This is a genomic window from Delftia tsuruhatensis (genome assembly GCF_903815225.1).
GTDB lineage: Bacteria > Pseudomonadota > Gammaproteobacteria > Burkholderiales > Burkholderiaceae_C > Comamonas > Comamonas tsuruhatensis_A.
In genome coordinates, this window is sequence record NZ_LR813084.1 from 4,677,214 (window position 1) to 4,695,209 (window position 17,996).

A 17,996-nucleotide genomic window follows, 5' to 3' on the forward strand; every position below is an offset into this window, starting at 1 on the left:
CAAAGCGCAATGCAAGGGTGCTGCCGCAGCAGAATCAGCCTGGCAAGCATCGCGATGGGCTGTATGGCAAAAGTGACTCGCTCTAGCGAGGGGTCAGAAAAAATCGGCGCTGACGTCCCGTGTAGATCTTCGCCATGATCACGCTATCACCAGCGCCACATTGATCCACAAGCACCCTGAGCTTGCCGAGCGAATTCACCTTGTGGATTCGCGTCAGATGCTGGAAGCGCCGGATCTCATGCGAAGTGCATGCGCGCCGAGCCGTGTCAAGCAGACCGTTTCTGTCGAGAAGGCGGAGGTTTTCAGGGTGGATCAACGCCATCAAACTTTCAATCTTGGAGATCTTCTCCAGCAGATGGGCCAGAGCATCCTCCTGCGTCAACACGCCGAACCGTTTCCACGCAGGCTCATGATGGAACAGCCGATTGCGGAAATCACGTACCGTCGAAACAAGATCATGGACGTGAGTCAGCATGGTTGCCGCTTGTGAACTCGGCCAAGGGCCGGCGAAGACTGCGCCCAGGCGGCTGGGCCAAATCAAGCCATTGCCCATGAACTCATGACTCAACATGAATCCCCATGTCGAAAACTCCGTCTTGGCTATCACACCATGGTGATTCGGCGCGATATGGCCGGTGACTCCATATCGGATGCGTTGCTCGGCAACGAATTTCCGTGCCGCCTTGGCAAAATTGTCACGTACCGCCTGAACCGGATGCGGAGGCAAGGCACCTCGGACAAAGGAGCGGTACCGAAGCCTCGCGCCTGACCACCAGAAATTTCCCAAATGTGCCCGGAGCGCCCTGTCGATCGCGTTGCGCAAGGTGATCTCAGCCGCTCCGATGACAGGATAGATTGCGCCGCTCACATGGGCATTCCAGAGATAGGCGCCCATCAGTTCGATATCATTCGCCGGCTGAAAAACGCTCTGGTAGCTGTTGATTCGCTCATTGCTGATAAGTTGATCGATCAGGATCGGGCGGTATTGAAGCGTTGTCGGCATTTCCCCTCCTCAGGCCCTCGACTTGTTCCTTGAGCAGCGGCAGAACACGCCTGTTTGACAGGCCCGGTTGCCCACTTTAGAATGCATCCCAGGTTGGTGAAGAGTTCCAATGGGTGCAAGCCTAAGACCCTTCATGTAAGACCTAAAAATTCCACCCCGGCCTTGAGCCGGGGTTTTCATTTGTACCTGCTCGCATGTGCTCCTGATACGCCAGTTGCCGCCCAGGGCTTGCAGGCCTTTCCGACGTTCACGCGGCACTGGGGCATGGGCCTTGGCGGCGCACTGCGCCTTGCGATCACCAGCGCGCAAAGCCAACGCGGGTTCGTCAAAGTGCATCACACGCTCTAGCCTGTGCAGTCTTGCACAGTAGTCCGGAGCCAGCGCACCCCGAAGTGCGAGAGACTGCGCTCAGAGACACCTCGCACTGACTGCGGATGTGGCGTACCTGATTGTTGCAACGATGACTCCAGGGCAAGGTCCCAGTCCCCGGAGCCCGTGGCAGGCATGAAAAAAGGCCCCGAAGGGCCTTTGCAAGCAGCGCGGCAGGCGCTTACTTGGCGCCGGGCACCATGCCTTCGATGCCGTTGACATAGAAGTTGATGCTGGTCAGGAAACCCAGGTCGCCGACCTGGCCCGCGGGCAGCACTTCCTTGCCGGTGTTGTCCTTGACGGGGCCGGTCCAGACGGCGAAGCTGCCGTCCTTGAGGCCGTCGCGCGCCTTGGCGACCTTGTCCTTGATCTCCTGGGGCACGTCGTCGGCGATCTTCAGCAGGTCGATGGCACCTTCCTTGACGCCCCACCAGAACGAGCCGCCCTGCCACTTGCCGTCCAGCGTGTCCTGGGTGACCTTGCTGTAGTAGGGCGTCCAGTCGATCACGGCCGAGCCCAGGTGGGCCTTGGGCGCGAAGGCGCTCATGTCGCCGTCCTTGCCGAAGGCGCGCACGCCGCGCTCCTCGGCCGTCTTGAGCACGGCCGGCGAGTTGGTGTTCTGGTACATCACGTCCACGCCGCCGTTGATCAGCGAGGTGGCGGCCTCGGACTCCTTGGGCGGGGCGAACCATTCGTTGACCCAGACCACCTTGGCCTTGATGGAGGGATCGACGCTTTGCGCACCCAGCACGAAGCTGTTGATGTTGCGCACCACCTCGGGAATCGGCACCGAGGCCACGACGCCGATGGTCTTGGTCTTGGTCATGCCGCCGGCCACGATGCCCGCCAGGTAGGCGCCCTCGAAGGTCTTGGTGTCGTAGGTGGCAACGTTGTCGGCGTTCTTGTAGCCGGTGGCGTGCTCGAACTTCACGTCCTTGAGGTCGGCCGCGACTTTCTGCACGAATTCCTGGTAGCCGAAGCTGGTGGCGAAGATCAGCTTGTTGCCCTGGCCGGCCATGTCGCGCATCACGCGCTCGGCGTCGGCGCTCTCGGGCACGCTCTCGACGAAGGAGGTCTCCACCTTGTCGCCGAACTTCTCCTGGATGGCCTTACGGCCCAGCTCGTGCTGGAAGGTCCAGCCGCCATCGCCGATGGGGCTGACGTACATGAAGCCGATCTTGAGCTTCTCGGCCGGGGCCTGGGCAGCGGGCGCGGCGGCGGGAGCGGGCGCCGCCGCCTCTTCCTTCTTGCCGCAGGCCGTCAGGGCCGCCACGGAGATGGCCGACAGGCCGATCATCTTCACGAGAGTGCGTTTCAGGGTGCGTTCGCGCGATGCGTGCATGCGTTTGTCCTTTTGTGGTTCTGGAGAGGGTTGAAAGCGTCAGGAGCCCGGGTAGAAGGGCTTGCCCAGCGAGGCCGGCATGTTGGCGCGGATCCAGGCCGGATTGCGCGAGATCAGCACCAGCACGACGATGGTCGCCAGGTAGGGCAGCATGGACAGCAGCTGGCTGGCCACCTGCACGCCCGTGGCCTGCAGGTGGAACTGCAGCATGGTCACGCCGCCGAACAGGTAGGCGCCCAGCAGCACGCGCGCGGGGCGCCAGGTGGCGAAGGTGGTCAGCGCCAGCGCGATCCAGCCGCGGCCCGAGACCATGCCCTCCACCCACAGCGGCGTGTAGACCGTGGAGATGTAGGCGCCGGCCAGGCCGCACAGCGCGCCGCCGAAGACCACGGCCGCCAGGCGGATGCGGCGCACCGGGTAGCCCAGCGCGTGGGCCGACTGCGGCGACTCGCCCACGGCGCGCAGCACCAGGCCGGCGCGCGTGCGGTAGAGGAACCAGACCATGGCCGCCACGAGGATCACGGCGCCATAGACCAGGGGGTGCAGGCGAAACAGCGCGTTGCCGACCACGGGCAGGTCGGACAGCCAGGGCACGGCGAACTTGGGCAGCTCGGGCAGGCGGGCCTGCACGTAGCCCAGGCCCAGGAAGGCCGAGAAGCCCGTGCCGAACAGCGACAGCGCCAGCCCCGTCGCGTACTGGTTGGTGTTCAGCCAGATCACCAGCACGCCGAAGACGGCGGCCAGCAGCGCGCCCGCGCCCATGCCGGCCAGAAAGCCCATGGCCGTGCTGCCCGTGTGGACCACGGTGGCGAAGCCGGCGATGGCCGCGCACAGCATCATGCCTTCGGCGCCCAGGTTGACGATGCCGGCCTTTTCATTGATCAGCAGGCCCAGCGCGGCCAGCGCCAGCACGGTGCCGGCGCTGAGCGTGGAGCCCAGCAGCAGTGCGTAGGATTCCATCAGCGGGCCTCCTTGACGGCCACAGGCGTGCGCGGCACCCAGCGCAGGCGGTAGGCCACCAGCGTGTCGCAGGCCAGCAGCGTGAACAGCAGGAGGCCCTGGAAGACGCCGGTCAGCGCCTTGGGCAGGCCCAGGCGCGACTGGGCGAGTTCGCCCCCGATATAGAACATGCTCATGAGAATCGCGGAAAAGATCATGCCCACGGGATGCAGGCGGCCGACGAAGGCCACGATGATGGCGGCGAAGCCGTAGCCGGCCGGCACGTAGGGCGTGAGCTGGCCCAGCGGGCCCGCCACTTCCAGCGCTCCGGCCAGGCCCGCGCAGGCGCCCGAGATCAGCAGGGCCGTCCACAGCGCGCGGCGCGAGGAAAAGCCGGCGTAGCGCGCGGCGGCCGGCGCCAGCCCGCCCACCTGCAGCGCGAAGCCCGCGCGCGTGCGAAACAGGAACACCCACAGCATGGCCGCGCCCGCCAGTGCCAGCAGCAGTCCGATGTTGGTGCGCATGCCCTGCACGAGCCTGGGTATCTGCGTGACGCGCTCGAAGGTCTTGGTCTGCGGGAAGTTGTAGCCCATGGGGTCCTTCCAGGGCCCATAGACCAGAAAGCCCAGCACCAGGGTGGCCACGTAGACCAGCATCAGGCTGACCAGGATTTCATTGGCGTTGAAGCGGTCGCGCAGCAGGGCCACGATGCCGGCCCAGACCATGCCGCCCAGCATGCCGGCCACGAGGATGGCCGGCACGATCCACGGCCCCGTGTTCTTGTCCGCCAGCAGCGCGATGCCGCCTGCGGCCACCGCACCGATCACGAACTGCCCTTCCGCGCCGATGTTCCAGACATTGGAGCGAAAGCACACGGCCAGGCCCAGCGCGATCAGCAGCAAGGGCGTGGCCTTGACGGCCAGCTCGCCCAGCGCGTAAGGCGTCTTGACAGGATCCCAGAAGAAGGCCTGCAGGCCGCGCACCGGGTCCTTGCCCAGCAGCACGAACAGGCACACGCCGATCAGCACCGTGATGGCCAGCGCCAGCACGGGCGAGCCGTAGGTCCACAGCCTCGAAGCCTGGGGGCGTTGCTCAAGCTTGAACATGCGCGCCTCCCCTGGCCGCATTCGGGGCGGCAGCACCGTCCCACAGGCCGCTCATCCACTCGCCGATCTGCTGCACGGTGGCATCGGCCCGCGCCACCGAGGGCGACAGCCGGCCCTTGGCCACCACATGCAGGCGGTCACATATTTCGAACAATTCGTCCAACTCCTCGCTGAGCACCAGCACGGCGCAGCCTTCGTCACGCAATTGCAGGATGGCGCCACGGATCTGCGCAGCCGCCCCCACGTCCACCCCCCAGGTGGGCTGGGAGATGATGAGCAGCGCGGGCCTGGCGTCGATTTCGCGGCCCACGATGAATTTCTGCAGGTTGCCGCCCGACAGCGACTGCGCGGCGGCATTCGGGCCGCCGGCCTTGACGTTGAAGCGCGCGATGATGGAGCGCGCCTGCTCCTGCAACTGGCCCATGCGGATCCAGCCACCGGTGCCCAGCGCGGTCTTGCGCGTGAGCAGCAGGTTGTGCGCCAGGCCCATGCTGGGCACGGCGCCACGGCCCAGCCGCTCCTCGGGCACGAAATGCAGGCCCAGCGCGCGGCGTCGGCCCGGCCCCATGCGGCCGGCCGCCTGCCCGGCCACCTGGACCATCTGCGGCGCGGCGCGCGTGTCCTCGCCGGACAGGGCGTACAGCAGCTCCTTCTGGCCATTGCCGGAGACGCCCGCGATCCCCACGACCTCGCCCGCGCGCACATCCAGGTCGATGCCTTGCAGATCCACGCCGAAAGGCTCCGAGCGCGGCAGCGCCAGGCCCTGCACGCGCAGCACGCTGGCGCCCACCCGGGCCTCGCGGTGCATGAGTTCGGGCGGCTCCGAGCCGATCATCAGCCGCGACAGCGAGGCATTGCTTTCCACGGCGGGGTTGCACACGCCCGTCACCTGGCCGCCGCGCAGCACCGTGCAGGCCGTGCACAGCGAGCGGATCTCGTGCAGCTTGTGGCTGATGTAGAGGATGGAGCAGCCCTCGGAGGCCAGGCGGCGCAGCACGACGAAGAGCTTTTCCACGGCCTGCGGCGTGAGCACCGAGGTCGGCTCGTCCAGGATGAGCACGCGCGGGTGCGTGAGCAGGGCGCGGATGATCTCCACGCGCTGCATCTCGCCCACGCTCAGCGTGTGCACGGGGCGGTGGGGGTCGACCTCCAGGCCGTAGTCGCGCGCCGTGGAGGTGATGCGCTGCACCACCTCGGTCAGCGGCAGGCTCTTGTCCAGGCCCAGCCAGACGTTCTCGGCCACGGACAGCGTGTCGAACAGCGAGAAATGCTGGAACACCATGGCGATGCCCAGCTGGCGCGCCTCCTGGGGATTGCGGATGTGGACCGGCTTGCCGTCGACCTCGATGCGGCCTTCGTCAGGCTTGACGGCGCCGTAGATGATCTTCATCAGCGTGGACTTGCCGGCACCGTTCTCGCCCAGGATGGCGTGCACCTCGCCGGCGCCCACCGTCAGCGAAATGCCGTTGTTGGCCACCACCGCCGGATAGCGCTTGGTGATGCCTGTCAGCTGCAGCCGGGGCGGCGCCGCAGCGGACGAAGTGTCGGGTTCGGGGGGATTCATTGCCGGGATTGTCTTTCAATTTCTGCAACAAATTGGAGCACATGCCCTTGAAACCAGACGGACAACCCCTATATGGGCCCACTGATTCCGTGTGCACGGTCCTGGGGTTCAGCGGCCCCGCAGCGTCAGCGCCACGTGGCGCACGGCCTCGCGCAGCCAGCGCGTGGATGCCCCCATGTGGGTGCGGGCATGCCACAGCTGGTAGTACACCAGCGGCGCAAACTCCACGGGACAGGGAAGGATCACCAGCGGCAGGCGCTGGCTGAAGCGCTCGCAGAACAGCCGCCCCGTGGTCAGTACCAGCAGGCTGTTGGCCACGATGTCGGGAATGAGGCTGAAGTGCGCGCAGCGCGCCGCCACCTGGCGCTGCAGGCCCATGCGCGACAACTGGTCGTCGATCACCCCGCGCGCGCCCGGATAGGTGGGCGTGGGCGCGATGTGCTCGGCCTCCAGCCACTGGGCCGCGTCCCAGCCCCGGCGCACGGCCGGATGCTGGGGGCTGACCAGGCAGACAACCTCGTCCTCGAACAGGCTTGCCATGTGCAGGCCCTGCGGCGGCTCGGGCCAGTTGCCGATCACCACGTCCACATCGCCCTGGGCCAGTTGCACCTCGTAGTGCGCATCGCCGTTGAGCGCCAGGATGTCCACGGGACAGTCGGGAGCCTCGGCCTTGAGGTGGGCCACCAGGCGCGGCAGGAACAGCGGATCGAGGTAGTCGCTGGCGGCGATGCGGAAGGTGCGCGTGGAGGTGCGCGGGTCGAACTGCCGCGCATCGCTGAACAGGCCCTCGGCCGCGCGCAGGATGTCGGCCGCCGGCTGCACCATGCGCAGCCCCGCCTCGGTGGGCTGCATGTGCGCGCCCGAGCGCACCAGCAGCGAATCGCCGGCGAGGTCGCGCAGGCGCTTGAGCGCGGCGGACACCGCAGGCTGGTGCATGCCCAGGCGCAGGGCCGCGCGCGAGACGCTGCGCTCGGTCAGCACCGTGTGCAGCACCCGGATCAGATGCAGATCAATCTTGTCGAACAGGGCCTGGTCGCGCATGTAGCGAAGCAATCACCGAAAAAAGAGCGGTCGCACCGGGAGTTCGCCGCAGGTCATGGGGAGCCCGCAGCGTAACCCAGCCATGGAGCGCTCCGGCTAGATACAACCACCAAGGGCGGGGCGGTAAAACACTTGTGTGCTCAAGGCATGCAATATGCGGGCCAGCGGCGGACCGGACCCGCTCAGGCTGCCTGCAGGACCTCGACGCGGTTGCGTCCCTTGCGCTTGGCCGCATAGCAGGCCATGTCGGCCGAGCGCAGCGCGCTGCTGACCGTGTGCTGGCGGGCATCCAGCACCACCATGCCCACGCTGGCGCCCATCAGGTAGCGCTGCCCCTCGTGCGCGCCCTCCCAGTCCTGCACGGCCATGCACAGGCTTTGCGCCAGCAGCATGCCCTGCTCGGCGGAGATGCCCGCCAGCAGGACGGCGAATTCGTCGCCACCCAGGCGCGCCACCCAGCCCAGCGGCCGGACCACGCTCTCGATCAGCCGGGCCATGTGGCACAGCACCTCGTCGCCGGCCGCATGGCCGCCCTGCTGGTTGACATGGGCGAAGTGGTCCAGGTCCAGGAACAGGATCACGCCATGGTGCGCCATGGCCTGCGTGCCGTCCGGGCCGTCGTCCGCCTGCGCGCCCGATGCGCCTTCGGCCAGGGCCGGGCTGCGCTGCGCCATGCACTCCTGCAGCCATTCGTGCAGGCGCACGGCGAAGGCCTCGCGGTTGGGCAGCAGGGTCAGCGGGTCATGCAGGGCCTTCCAGCCCGGCTGCTCTCGCACCAGGCGCTGCATGGTCACATCCTCCACCACCCACACCAGGGTCGGATCGGCCGGCTCCAGGGCCCGGGGCTCCAGGCCGCGCTGCAGCCGCTGCAGGCTCTGGCCATGCATGCGCACCCAGATGGGGCGCCCGTCCTTGCGCACGAAACACTGTTCGCTGTCGAACTGGCCGTACATGTCCAGGTCCTTGCGCACGCGCTCCAGCAGCTGGGCATAGGCCTCGTCCGATGCGCACAGCTGGCGTATCGCGCGCCCCTGCAGCTCGCGCTGCGGGTAGCCGAGCATGCGCGCGGCCTGCTGCCCGATCAGCTCCAGCTGCGCCGCGCGCGTGACCACCAGGCCCACGGGCGCGTAGTCCATCAGCGTCTGCAGTTGCATCTGCAGGCGCTTCACCTCACCCGCCTGCTCCAGCCCCAGCCGGCCCAGATGGTGCAGCAGCTGCCACAGCGTGGACGCCTCGCCCCAGGCATGGGTCCAGGGCATGCGCCAGCCCCCGTCCTCGGCCGGCAGCGGGCCGGGCGGGTGCGCCAGCGGCCGGCCCTGGCCCGCCAGCCAATGGCGGGCACCACGGTACAGCGCGGCCATGGGCTCCGTGACCAGCACCAGCACCAGCACCAGCAAGGCCGTGGCCCCCGCCAGGGCGGCCAGCCCCCACCAGAGCGCCTGAGGCGGCAGCCCGGGGGCGATGGTGTCCTCGGGCGTGAGCCGGACCACGAGCCACTGCGGCAAGGGCATGCCCGCCGAGGTGACCAGATAGCCCCCCCGCCGCTCGGTGTCCGGCGCCGCCTGCAGGCCGGCCGCCGGCAGATCGCGCAGCCAGTCGGGAACGTGCCCTGCCCCGGCGCGCCCGGACTGCCGGAACTGGTCGGTGTCGGCCAGGATGCTTCCATCGCGCTGGATGAGCAGCATGCGGCTGCCCGAGCGCGAGGCATCGATGCCCGGCGGCAGCAGTGCCTGGGGCGACATGCGCACCCCGGCCGAGAGCACGCCGCTGACCGCGCCGCTGCCATCGCGCAGCGGCACGGCGTACAGCAGCTCCACCAGGCCGGGATCGCCTCCCTTGCGGGACATGGTGGAGACCAGCGGCTTGCCTTCGGCCAGGCTGCGCCGCATCACGTCGCGCACGCCTTCGTCCAGGTCGGCCAGGGGCTCGGAACGGCCTCCGCGCAGGTTCAGCTGCAACTGGCCGCGCGCATCGGCCAGCTGGAGGCTGTCGAACAGGCGCACCGAGGCATCACCGCGCAGCGCCTCGCCCAGCAGCCGGCCGGGATCGCTGCCGGGGCCGGCCATGCCCTGGGCCAGCACGCCCAGCAGGCGTTGCTGCTGCTCCAGCCGGGCCGCCAGCATGCGCGCCATGGCATCGACCTCGTCGGTCTGGCGCACCATGGCGCGCTCCAGCACCTGCTGGCGCAGGCTGTGCGACACCCACCACGCACCGCCGGCGCCCACCAGCAGCATGGCGGCGGCGACCAGCGCCAGCACGGTGCAGCGCACGGCCCCCCAGCCCGTGGCGGCGCGCGACGCAGCGGGTGCGTCCTGCGGAGCATCTCCGGATGCCAGCAGCGTCTGCAGGAAAGGGTTTCGATGGGCGTCCATGGACATGACGCCATCAATATATGCAGCCCTGCGGGGCGTCCCACTGGGTGGAACCCGCAACCCCGTGGATACCCCGTCAGGCAACACCCCGGCACTGCCAGCGCAGACCTGGGCGCCGCGTGGGAATCAGCCTACCGCGAGGACTTCGAGCGCCGCCGGCTTGGGCAGATCGATGACATTGCCCCGGCCGGCGATGAGTCCGTGCTCGCGCAGCTGGCGCAGCACGCGCGAGAAGGTCTCGGGCGCGATGCCGAGCTGGGCCGCGATCAGGCGCTTGCGCAGGTGCAGCGTCACGCGCAGCCCACCGGCTTCGTGCGGCATGGCGTGGCGCAGCAGCCACTGGGCGCAGCGGGCCTCGGCATCCTTGGACAGGCGGCTGACGGCCAGCTCCGTCTGCGCGCAATAGGCCTGCGCCATGTCCTGCAGCAGTTGCTGGGCCGGCGATGGCAGTTGCGAGACGGCCTGCAGGAAGTCGGACTGCGGCAGCTGCTGCACCCGGACGTCGCTGTCGGCCAGCATGTCCAGGCTGCTGGAGCGCCTCTGCAGCACGAAGGCCGCGTCCAGCCAGGCCGGCCCTTCGACCACCCCCAGCTGGTGGCGCATCTGCCCCCCCTGGCCTATGCCCAGGAGCACGCGCCCGCGCTCCAGATACATCACCGTATCCGGCGACTGCCGACGCAGCCTGAGCCAGGTACCCGCGGCCAACACCTGGGCGGAACCCGGCGCGAAGGCGAAAGCTTGCAAGGAAGACAGGGCGAACATGCAGGCCACTGTGCCGGCTTTGTCCGATCCGCGTTTTGAGCCATGTCAACCCGCGGCCAGCCTGCATGCACGTCGGAACCGGCCCGAACGACAAACCCGCAGGCTCTTGCGAGGCTGCGGGTCGCGGGGCAGGAGGGAGCGGCCGTGTCAGTTCACGGAGGCGCCCGACTCGTACCAGCGCTTGACCATGCCGCGCTCATCGTCATTGAGCGCGCCGGGGTTGCCGAAAGGCATCTTGCGCAGTTGCACCACCTGCTGGTAGATCTGCTGGGCATGGGCCTTGACCTGCTCGGGCGAATCCAGGCGCACATTCTTTTGCTGCAGGGCGGCACCGTGGCAGACCACGCAGTGCTGCTGGAAGAACGGTGCCAGCTGGGCATAGCCGACCGCGCCATCGGCCGGAGCGGCCACAGGTGCGGCAGATGCAGCGGGCTCTGTACCGGTGGCCGGTGCCGCAGCATCTGCCGGGGAAGCCGGCGCCACGGCGACAGGTGCCGCAGGCGCGGGCGCGGGCGCGGGCGCGGGCTTGAGCCAGATGGCGGTGGCGACCAGCACCAGCACGCCGACCAGGGCATAGGGCCAGGGATGGGCGTTGCGGCCCAGCTTGAAGCCGTGGCGCATCACGAAGAACTGGCGGATGGCGGCACCCGCGAACATCATCAGGATCAGCACCAGCCAGTTCAGCTCATGGCTGTAGAGCCAGCCATAGTGATTGGACAGCATGGCGAACAGCACAGGCAGCGTGAAATAGGTGTTGTGCACGCTGCGCTGCTTGCCGCGCTTGCCGTGGATGGGGTCCACGGGCTGGCCTTCCTTCAGGGCCTTCACGACCTTGCGCTGGCCGGGAATGATCCAGAAGAACACGTTGGCACTCATCGAGGTGGCCAGCATGGCGCCCATCAGCAGGAAAGCAGCCTGGCCCGGGAAGATGTGGCAGGCCAGGAAGGCCGCGATGCACACCAGCACCAGCACCATGGCGCCCACCGTGGCATCGCCGTTCTTTTTCTGGCCGAAGACGCGGCAGATGCCGTCGTACAGCAGCCAGAACACCACCAGGAAGGCCAGGGCCGAGACGATGGCGGCACCCGAGCCCATGGCGTTGGGATCGGCCGGGTTGACCAGGTAGATCTTGGCATTCCAGAGATAGGAGACCGTCAGCAGCGCGAAGCCGCTGAGCCAGGTGGTGTAGCTTTCCCAGTAGAACCAGTGCAGGTGGTCGGGCAGCTTGGGCGGCGAGACGTTGAACTTGACGGGGTGGTAGAAGCCCCCGCCGTGCACGGCCCAGAGCTCGCCATTGACGCCCTGCTTCTTGAGGTCTTCATCGACGGGCGGCGTCAGGCTGCTGTCGAGGAAGACGAAGTAGAAGGAGGAACCGACCCAGGCGATGGCCGTGATGACGTGGAGCCACCGCAACAGCAGGTTGGCCCAGTCGAGAATGTAGCTTTCCATAGCTCTCAACCTTGGCAGCGTGGGGGCTGCCGGTGTACAACCTGCTCACCACTGCGGGCGCTCTGAGCAGAAGAAAAAGGCCGCGCACCCGGTGACGATCCCGCCGGTGCACCGCTGCGACCATTCTGTAGACACAAAGTGTATGCAATTTTTCCCCGGTCTTCATGCTTGCGCCGCATCAAGACACTAGAGATTTCCCTGAGTTTGCCGACGCACCCTCGCGGTGCACACCGTTTCAGGGCAGCAGGCGCCGCTGAAGCAATTGCGCGGCAACGGCCACCGCGATCACTTCGGGCTCCTTGCCTCGGATGCCGGGCACGCCGATCGGGCAGGTGACATGGTCCAGCTCCGGCTCGCTGAAACCGCGCTCGCGCAGGCGCCGCCGGAAGGTCGCCCACTTGGTGGCGCTTCCGATCAGCCCCACATACGGCAAGTCGCCCCGCTCGCGCTGGCGCCTGAGGCACTGGGCGACCACTTCCAGGTCCTCGGCATGGCTGAAGCTCATGATCAGCACCTGGGAGCCGGCGGGCAGGTCGGCCACGGCGGACTGCACGGGGTCGGAATACTCGCACTGCACCAGCGCGTGCTCCTCCTCGGGAAAGACCGCGTCGCGACTGTCCACCCACATCACGCGATAGGGCAGATTGCACAGCAGGCGCACCAGCGCATGGCCGACATGGCCGGCACCGAACAGGGCCACGCAGTCGCGCGGCGGCTGCAGGCGCTCGCGCAGCAACTCCATGCGGCCACGGGGCACGAGAACGAAGCGCAGCACCACCACGCCACCACAGCACTGGCCCAGGCTGGGTCCCAGGGGATAGCGGTGCTGGTGCTCGGTGGCGTCAGGCCCGTCTGCCTCGCCCTGCCGCGCCCAGTCGCCCAGCAGGCCGCGGGCCTTGTCGATGGCGTCGAACTCCAGGTGGCCGCCGCCGATGGTGCCCGCCACGCGGTCGGCGAAGACCGCCATCCAGGCCCCGCGCTCGCGCGGAACGGAGCCGCGCGACTCCATCACCTCGACCCAGCACAGCGGCCCCTGCGCGAGGCCCTGCTCCACCTTCTTGAACGTGTCACTCCACATGCGCGCACCTGACAGCCCGTCGTGGCGCCTGCGGGCTTCGTTGGAATTTGTTGCGGGATTTTCCCTTGCGACGCCCGAGTTTTGCGCTCCGACTGCATGGCGCCGCAGTGTTTCAGGATACGCTAGCCATCATGCCCGATTCCCGCGATTCTTCTCAGCACAGTTGCGTGCCCAAGTCACATTCCGGCCGTCCCTGGCTATGGGCCGGCCTGGTGGCTGCCATCGCCTCGCTGGTGACCGCCTGCAAGTCGCCGCCCGGCCCCGGCCCCCGGCCGGACGATGGCACGTCCAGCGCCCAGCTGCAGTACCGCAAGCTGGCGGCCAGCCATTTGTACGCACGCAACGCCGAACGCATCTACAAGGGCAAGCTGCCCCCCATGCTCTATGCCATCGGCGTGCTCCAGGTCCAGATCGACCGCAACGGCCAGGTCCAGCGCCTGCACTGGATGCGCGCCCCCAGCCATGCCCCCGAGGTCGTGGGCGAGATCGAGCGCCTGGTGCGCGCGGCCGCCCCCTACCCCGCGCCGGGCGGCTCCGGCCGCGTCACGTACACCGACACCTGGCTGTGGGACAAGTCAGGGCGCTTCCAGCTGGACACGCTGACGGAAGGCCAGCTCTGAGGCCGGCCCATCTTGCCTGCCACCCCCATTGCCGGTGATGAAACAGACCGATCCCCAGTACAAGCTGCGCCTGCCCCAGGCGCTCAAGGACCAGATCGAGGAAGCGGCCCGGCACTCGGGCCGCTCCATGAACGCCGAGGTCGTGGCGCGACTGCAGGCCACGTTCGACAGCCCGGCGCTGGGGCGCATGGCCACGGCAGCAGACCCCGCCATCCCGGGCGAGGAGCCGACCAGTCTCTACGACATCCGCATGAGCGCGCAGGCCGTGGAGCGCATCGAACAGCGCCTGGAGCGCATCGAACAGGCGATGGCACCGCCCCCACCGACGCCGCCTGCCGACGCTGCGCAGTGAACACGCGGCGTACCTTGCGCCCCTGTGCCGGCGAAGCATGAAAAAGCCGGCCCTCGGGCCGGCCTGCTTCCATGGGCCGCCAGGGCCCCGGATCACTCCACGACCTTGGTGATCTTGGAGCCTTGCAGCGACACGCCGGCCTCCAGGCCCGCATTGGTCAGCACATAGCTGGTGACAGGGCCCTGGGCGGTGGTGGTGTCCACGCTGCCATTGGCCCCCACCTTGCCCGCGGCCACCGTGGCATCGGCGCCCACGGACCAGCCGTCGCTGGCCAGGAACTTGTCCAGCGCCTCCTGCGTGTTGAACACGTAGATCACGGCCTTGGACTGGCCGCCGGCCTGCCAGCCCACCGAAGCTCCGGTGGTGCTGTAGAAGCCCTTGTTCTGGCCGTTCACGCGCAGCACGCCGCGGCCATGCTCGACACCGATGACAAAGCTGCCGCCGATCACCGAGGGGAAGATCAGCACGCCCTTGGCACGTGCCACCATCTCCTTGGAGCCGGGCGCCGTCTGGTACAGCCGCTCCAGGGCGGCCGTGGCGCGTGCATTCACGGTGGTGGCGTCAGCGCGCGGCGCCGACTTGGTATCCGGCTTGGTGGTGGTGCAACCGACCATGGCCATGCTGCCGGCAGCCAGTGCCGCGGCCAGCACGACGGTACGCAAAGAAAGCTCACGCATGGATCAACCTACCTTTCGTCTATGTGTTTGAAGTGGCCTGCTCCCGGGCTCTCGCCCCTCTCCGGTGCTCGCAGATCCGCTCACAGGTGACATGGCTGCGGAAATCAGGCTGGGGTCGATGCTAGATCGCTTTGGCGGCCTTGTGATGCGGTATGTCACAAGTTGCGCCGTAGGCCTACATGCGGGCGGGAAATGTCTGAAAATCCGGACCTGTACGCTTGGCGCGGCGCCTGTCGGCCCGCTGGTGCCAGAATGCAGCCTTCCGCGCCAGACGGAGCGCGCCACGCCATCGCCCGGCATGCCGGTTTCATCCACACCGAGGGAGTCCATGAAGTTCTGGAGCCACTTTCACCATCCTCAGGCGGCCATGGTGCTGCTGCGCGTCACGCTCGCGGTGCTGCTGCTGTTCCACGGCTGGGCCAAGATCCGCTACGGCATAGGCAGCATAGAGCGCATGGTGGAATCCGCAGGCGCTCCAGGCTGGCTGGCCTATGCGGTCTATCTGGGCGAGGTGGTGGCGCCGCTGCTGCTGCTGGTGGGCCTGTGGGTGGTGCCGGCGGCCCTGGTGATCGCCATCAACATGGTCGTGGCCTTCGCGCTGGTGCACACGGGGCAGGTGATGCAGTTGCACAGCTCGGGCGGCTGGGCACTGGAGTTGCAGGCCTTCTTCTTCGTCACAGCCCTGGTGGTCGCCATGGGCCACGCCAAGGGCAAGTAGCCCCGAAAGGCAAAAAGGAGAGCTTGCGTGCTCTCCTTTTTCATCACTCCAGGCCATCCCCCGACAGCCCGTCTGCGCCTGTGGCCTGCGGCGGTCAGGAGCCGCGGTAGGTGGAGTAGCTCCAGGGGCTGACCAGCAGCGGCACATGGTAGTGCTGGTCGGCATGGGCCACGCCGAAGTCCAGGCTGACCTTGTCCAGGAAGTTGGGCTCGGGCAGCTGCACGCCACGGGCCTTGAAGTAGGCCGCCACGTCGAAGGTCAGGCGGTAGGTGCCGGTCCTGAGGCTGTGGTTGTCGAACAGCGGAGCGTCGGTGCGGCCATCGTGGTTGAGTACCAGGCGCTTGATCAGCGTGGCCTGCTCGCCATCGGTGGAATACAGCGCGACGGCCATGCCCGCCGCGGGGCAGCCGTTCATGGTGTCGAGGACGTGGGTGCTCAGGCCCATGGAAATCTCCTGTGCGGCGGGAGCTGGCCCCGCCCGGTTGTCATTGATTGGTCGATGCCCTGCAATGGCACGCGACAGCACTCGCAGCCTGTGAGGCACTCCCAAAGTGTATACAATTTTTGTACTCTCTTGAAGGGCAAGCCAGGGCCTGAGCCTAGGCAGATACCCGCATCCGGCCCGCATGCTGACGGCCTGCTGGCGACCGCGCGGCCGCCAGCTTCTACACTGTGGTCCGCTGCCGCCGCGGCGTCTCGCGCCACGGCAGGCCCCCGCCTGACACCCGACCCCACCGCCAAGGAGATACCGATGCAGCTTCGTTCCCCCTTGCTTGCCACCAGCCTGGCATTGGCCATTGCCAGCCTGGCCGCCTGCGGCAGCGCGCCACCACCAGCGGCTTCGGCGCCCGCGCCAGCCGTTGCTGCCGCAACGCCCCCCGCGCCGGACGCGGTGCCCATCACGCAAGGCAGCGCCGCCCAGGCCGCCAGCGCCGCCTATGACTTCGACATGGATGTGTTCCACCCGGTCGTGGGCAGGAACGGCATGGTCGCCAGCGAGCAGGAGCTGGCCTCGCGCATCGGCCTGCAGATCCTGAAGTCGGGCGGCAACGCGGTGGACGCGGCCGTGGCCATGGGCTTCGCGCTGGCCGTGGCGCTGCCCAACGCGGGCAACATCGGCGGTGGCGGCTTCATGATGGTGCATGACGCCAGGAGCGGCAGGAACATCGCCCTGGACTTCCGCGAGGTGGCGCCCTCCAAGGCCACGCGCGACATGTATGTGGGCGCCGACGGCAAGGTCATCGACGGCAAGTCGCTGTACACCCACCATGCCGTGGGCGTTCCCGGCACCGTGGCCGGCATGGAGCATGCGTTGAAGAAATGGGGATCGCTGCCGCTGTCCACGGTGATCGCGCCTGCCGTGAAGCTGGCCGACAAGGGCTTTCCCGTCAGCGAGACTCTGGCCAAGATCCTGCAGCAGGAAAAGAAGAACATGGGCCAGTGGCCCGCCACCCGCGCCATCTTCTGGAAAGGTGGCGAGCCGCTCCAACGCGGCGACCAGCTCGTGCAAAAGGACCTGGCCCAGTCGCTGCGCCTGATCGGCCAGCAGGGCGCGAAGGCCTTCTACGAAGGAGCGATCGCGCGCCGGATCGCGGCCGAGATGGCGCCGCATGCGGGCGCCCTCTCGCTGCAGGACCTCAAGGGCTACAAGGTGGTCGAGCGCGAGCCCGTGCGCGGCACCTACCGCGGCTACGAGATCGTGACCATGCCGCCTCCGTCCTCGGGTGGTGCCCACCTGATCCAGATCCTCAACATGATGGAGCGCTGGCCCATGAACCAGTGGGGCGCGAACAGCGCGCAGAGTGTGCACTACATGGCCGAGGGCATGAAGCTGGCCTATGCGGACCGTGCCGAGCACCTGGGCGATCCCGACTTCGTGAAGGTGCCACTCAAGGGCCTGACCTCCAAGCGCTATGCGCAGGCGCTGGCCGCCGGCATCGATCCCTACCAGGCGCGGGCGGCCAGGGACATCAGGCCCGGCAAGCCCCAGCCCTACGAGAGCGACCAGACCACGCACTACTCGGTGGTGGACCGCTTCGGCAACGCCGTGGCCGTGACCTATACGCTGAACACGAACTTCGGCAGCGGCATCGTGGCCAAGGGCACGGGCATCCTGCTCAACAACGAGATGGATGACTTCTCGGCCAAGCCCGGCGTGGCCAACGCCTATGGCCTGGTGGGCGGGGACGCCAATGCGGTGGCCGCCGGCAAGCGTCCGCTGTCGTCGATGACGCCGACCCTGGTGCTCAAGGACGGCAAGCCCGTGCTGGTCACGGGCAGCCCGGGCGGCGCGCGCATCATCACCACCGTTCTGCAGACCGTCGTCAACGTCATCGACTTCGGCATGAACCCGGCCGAGGCCGCCGCCACGCCGCGCTTCCACCACCAGTGGACCCCCGACGAACTGCGCGTGGAAAAGGGATTCGGCATCGACACCATCAACCTGCTCAAGTCGCGTGGCCACAACGTCACGGTCAAGGCATCGATGGGCCGCACCCAGACCATCCAGTTGCGCGACGGCATGCTCTACGGCGCCTCGGACCCCCGCAATCCGGATGGACAGACGCTGGGGTATTGAAGAAAGAAAAGCCGCGCCCCTTGCCG

16 protein-coding genes are annotated in these 17,996 nt (G+C 67.7%); 4 read left to right on the forward strand and 12 right to left on the reverse strand.

What is annotated here, in order from left to right; all coding sequences use genetic code 11:
- Positions 1 to 82 precede the first annotated feature (82 nt).
- From L1Z78_RS21255 to xdhC, 10 genes are all read right to left on the reverse strand, one after another.
- Positions 83 to 1,003, reverse strand: coding sequence for a CAAX protease (locus tag L1Z78_RS21255; protein ID WP_234638331.1), 921 nt, complete (start codon positions 1,001 to 1,003; stop codon positions 83 to 85).
- 550 nt (positions 1,004 to 1,553) lie between these two features.
- The gene (locus L1Z78_RS21260) at positions 1,554 to 2,714 is read right to left on the reverse strand and encodes a BMP family ABC transporter substrate-binding protein (protein ID WP_234638332.1); all 1,161 of its coding nucleotides are present in this window, start codon (positions 2,712 to 2,714) and stop codon (positions 1,554 to 1,556) included.
- Between the two features lie 39 nt (positions 2,715 to 2,753).
- Positions 2,754 to 3,674, reverse strand: coding sequence for an ABC transporter permease (locus L1Z78_RS21265; RefSeq protein ID WP_234638333.1), 921 nt, complete (start codon positions 3,672 to 3,674; stop codon positions 2,754 to 2,756).
- Complete coding sequence (locus L1Z78_RS21270; RefSeq protein WP_234638334.1) at positions 3,674 to 4,759, reverse strand: ABC transporter permease; 1,086 nt, start codon at positions 4,757 to 4,759, stop codon at positions 3,674 to 3,676. The genes L1Z78_RS21265 and L1Z78_RS21270 overlap by 1 nt, the downstream gene beginning before the upstream one ends.
- Complete coding sequence (locus tag L1Z78_RS21275; protein ID WP_234638335.1) at positions 4,746 to 6,323, reverse strand: ABC transporter ATP-binding protein; 1,578 nt, start codon at positions 6,321 to 6,323, stop codon at positions 4,746 to 4,748. Before L1Z78_RS21275 ends, L1Z78_RS21270 begins: the two co-directional genes overlap by 14 nt.
- Before the next feature lie 108 nt (positions 6,324 to 6,431).
- Entirely contained in the window at positions 6,432 to 7,364 is a 933-nt protein-coding gene (locus tag L1Z78_RS21280) for a LysR family transcriptional regulator (protein ID WP_234638336.1), read from the reverse strand.
- A 182-nt stretch (positions 7,365 to 7,546) separates the two neighbouring features.
- Positions 7,547 to 9,742 (reverse strand): diguanylate cyclase domain-containing protein, encoded by a 2,196-nt coding sequence (locus tag L1Z78_RS21285; protein ID WP_418921641.1) that lies wholly within the window; start codon positions 9,740 to 9,742, stop codon positions 7,547 to 7,549.
- Between the two features lie 120 nt (positions 9,743 to 9,862).
- Positions 9,863 to 10,498 (reverse strand): Crp/Fnr family transcriptional regulator, encoded by a 636-nt coding sequence (locus L1Z78_RS21290; RefSeq protein ID WP_234638338.1) that lies wholly within the window; start codon positions 10,496 to 10,498, stop codon positions 9,863 to 9,865.
- Between the two features lie 147 nt (positions 10,499 to 10,645).
- Positions 10,646 to 11,947: a urate hydroxylase PuuD gene (locus tag L1Z78_RS21295; protein WP_234638339.1), complete on the reverse strand. Its 1,302-nt coding sequence runs from the start codon at positions 11,945 to 11,947 to the stop codon at positions 10,646 to 10,648.
- Between the two features lie 235 nt (positions 11,948 to 12,182).
- Positions 12,183 to 13,025, reverse strand: coding sequence for a xanthine dehydrogenase accessory protein XdhC (gene xdhC, locus L1Z78_RS21300; RefSeq protein ID WP_234638340.1), 843 nt, complete (start codon positions 13,023 to 13,025; stop codon positions 12,183 to 12,185).
- A 131-nt stretch (positions 13,026 to 13,156) separates the two neighbouring features.
- On the opposite strand from xdhC, the gene L1Z78_RS21305 reads away from it, so the two are divergent.
- A complete protein-coding gene (locus L1Z78_RS21305; RefSeq protein ID WP_234638341.1) occupies positions 13,157 to 13,645 on the forward strand; it encodes a hypothetical protein in 489 nt (162 codons plus the stop codon).
- A 37-nt stretch (positions 13,646 to 13,682) separates the two neighbouring features.
- Positions 13,683 to 13,997 (forward strand): Arc family DNA-binding protein, encoded by a 315-nt coding sequence (locus tag L1Z78_RS21310; RefSeq protein ID WP_234638342.1) that lies wholly within the window; start codon positions 13,683 to 13,685, stop codon positions 13,995 to 13,997.
- 92 nt (positions 13,998 to 14,089) lie between these two features.
- Here the strand turns inward: L1Z78_RS21310 and L1Z78_RS21315 are convergent, their stop codons facing one another.
- Entirely contained in the window at positions 14,090 to 14,674 is a 585-nt protein-coding gene (locus L1Z78_RS21315) for a YSC84-related protein (protein WP_234638343.1), read from the reverse strand.
- A gap of 328 nt (positions 14,675 to 15,002) precedes the next feature.
- Between L1Z78_RS21315 and L1Z78_RS21320 the strand changes: the two genes are divergently transcribed.
- Entirely contained in the window at positions 15,003 to 15,392 is a 390-nt protein-coding gene (locus L1Z78_RS21320) for a DoxX family protein (protein ID WP_234638344.1), read from the forward strand.
- A 94-nt stretch (positions 15,393 to 15,486) separates the two neighbouring features.
- Here the strand turns inward: L1Z78_RS21320 and uraH are convergent, their stop codons facing one another.
- Entirely contained in the window at positions 15,487 to 15,837 is a 351-nt protein-coding gene (gene uraH / locus L1Z78_RS21325; RefSeq protein WP_234638345.1) for a hydroxyisourate hydrolase, read from the reverse strand.
- Between the two features lie 306 nt (positions 15,838 to 16,143).
- Here uraH and ggt point away from each other — a divergent pair, with 306 nt between their 5' ends.
- Positions 16,144 to 17,970 (forward strand): gamma-glutamyltransferase, encoded by a 1,827-nt coding sequence (ggt, locus tag L1Z78_RS21330; RefSeq protein ID WP_234638346.1) that lies wholly within the window; start codon positions 16,144 to 16,146, stop codon positions 17,968 to 17,970.
- The last annotated feature ends 26 nt before the right edge of the window (positions 17,971 to 17,996 follow it).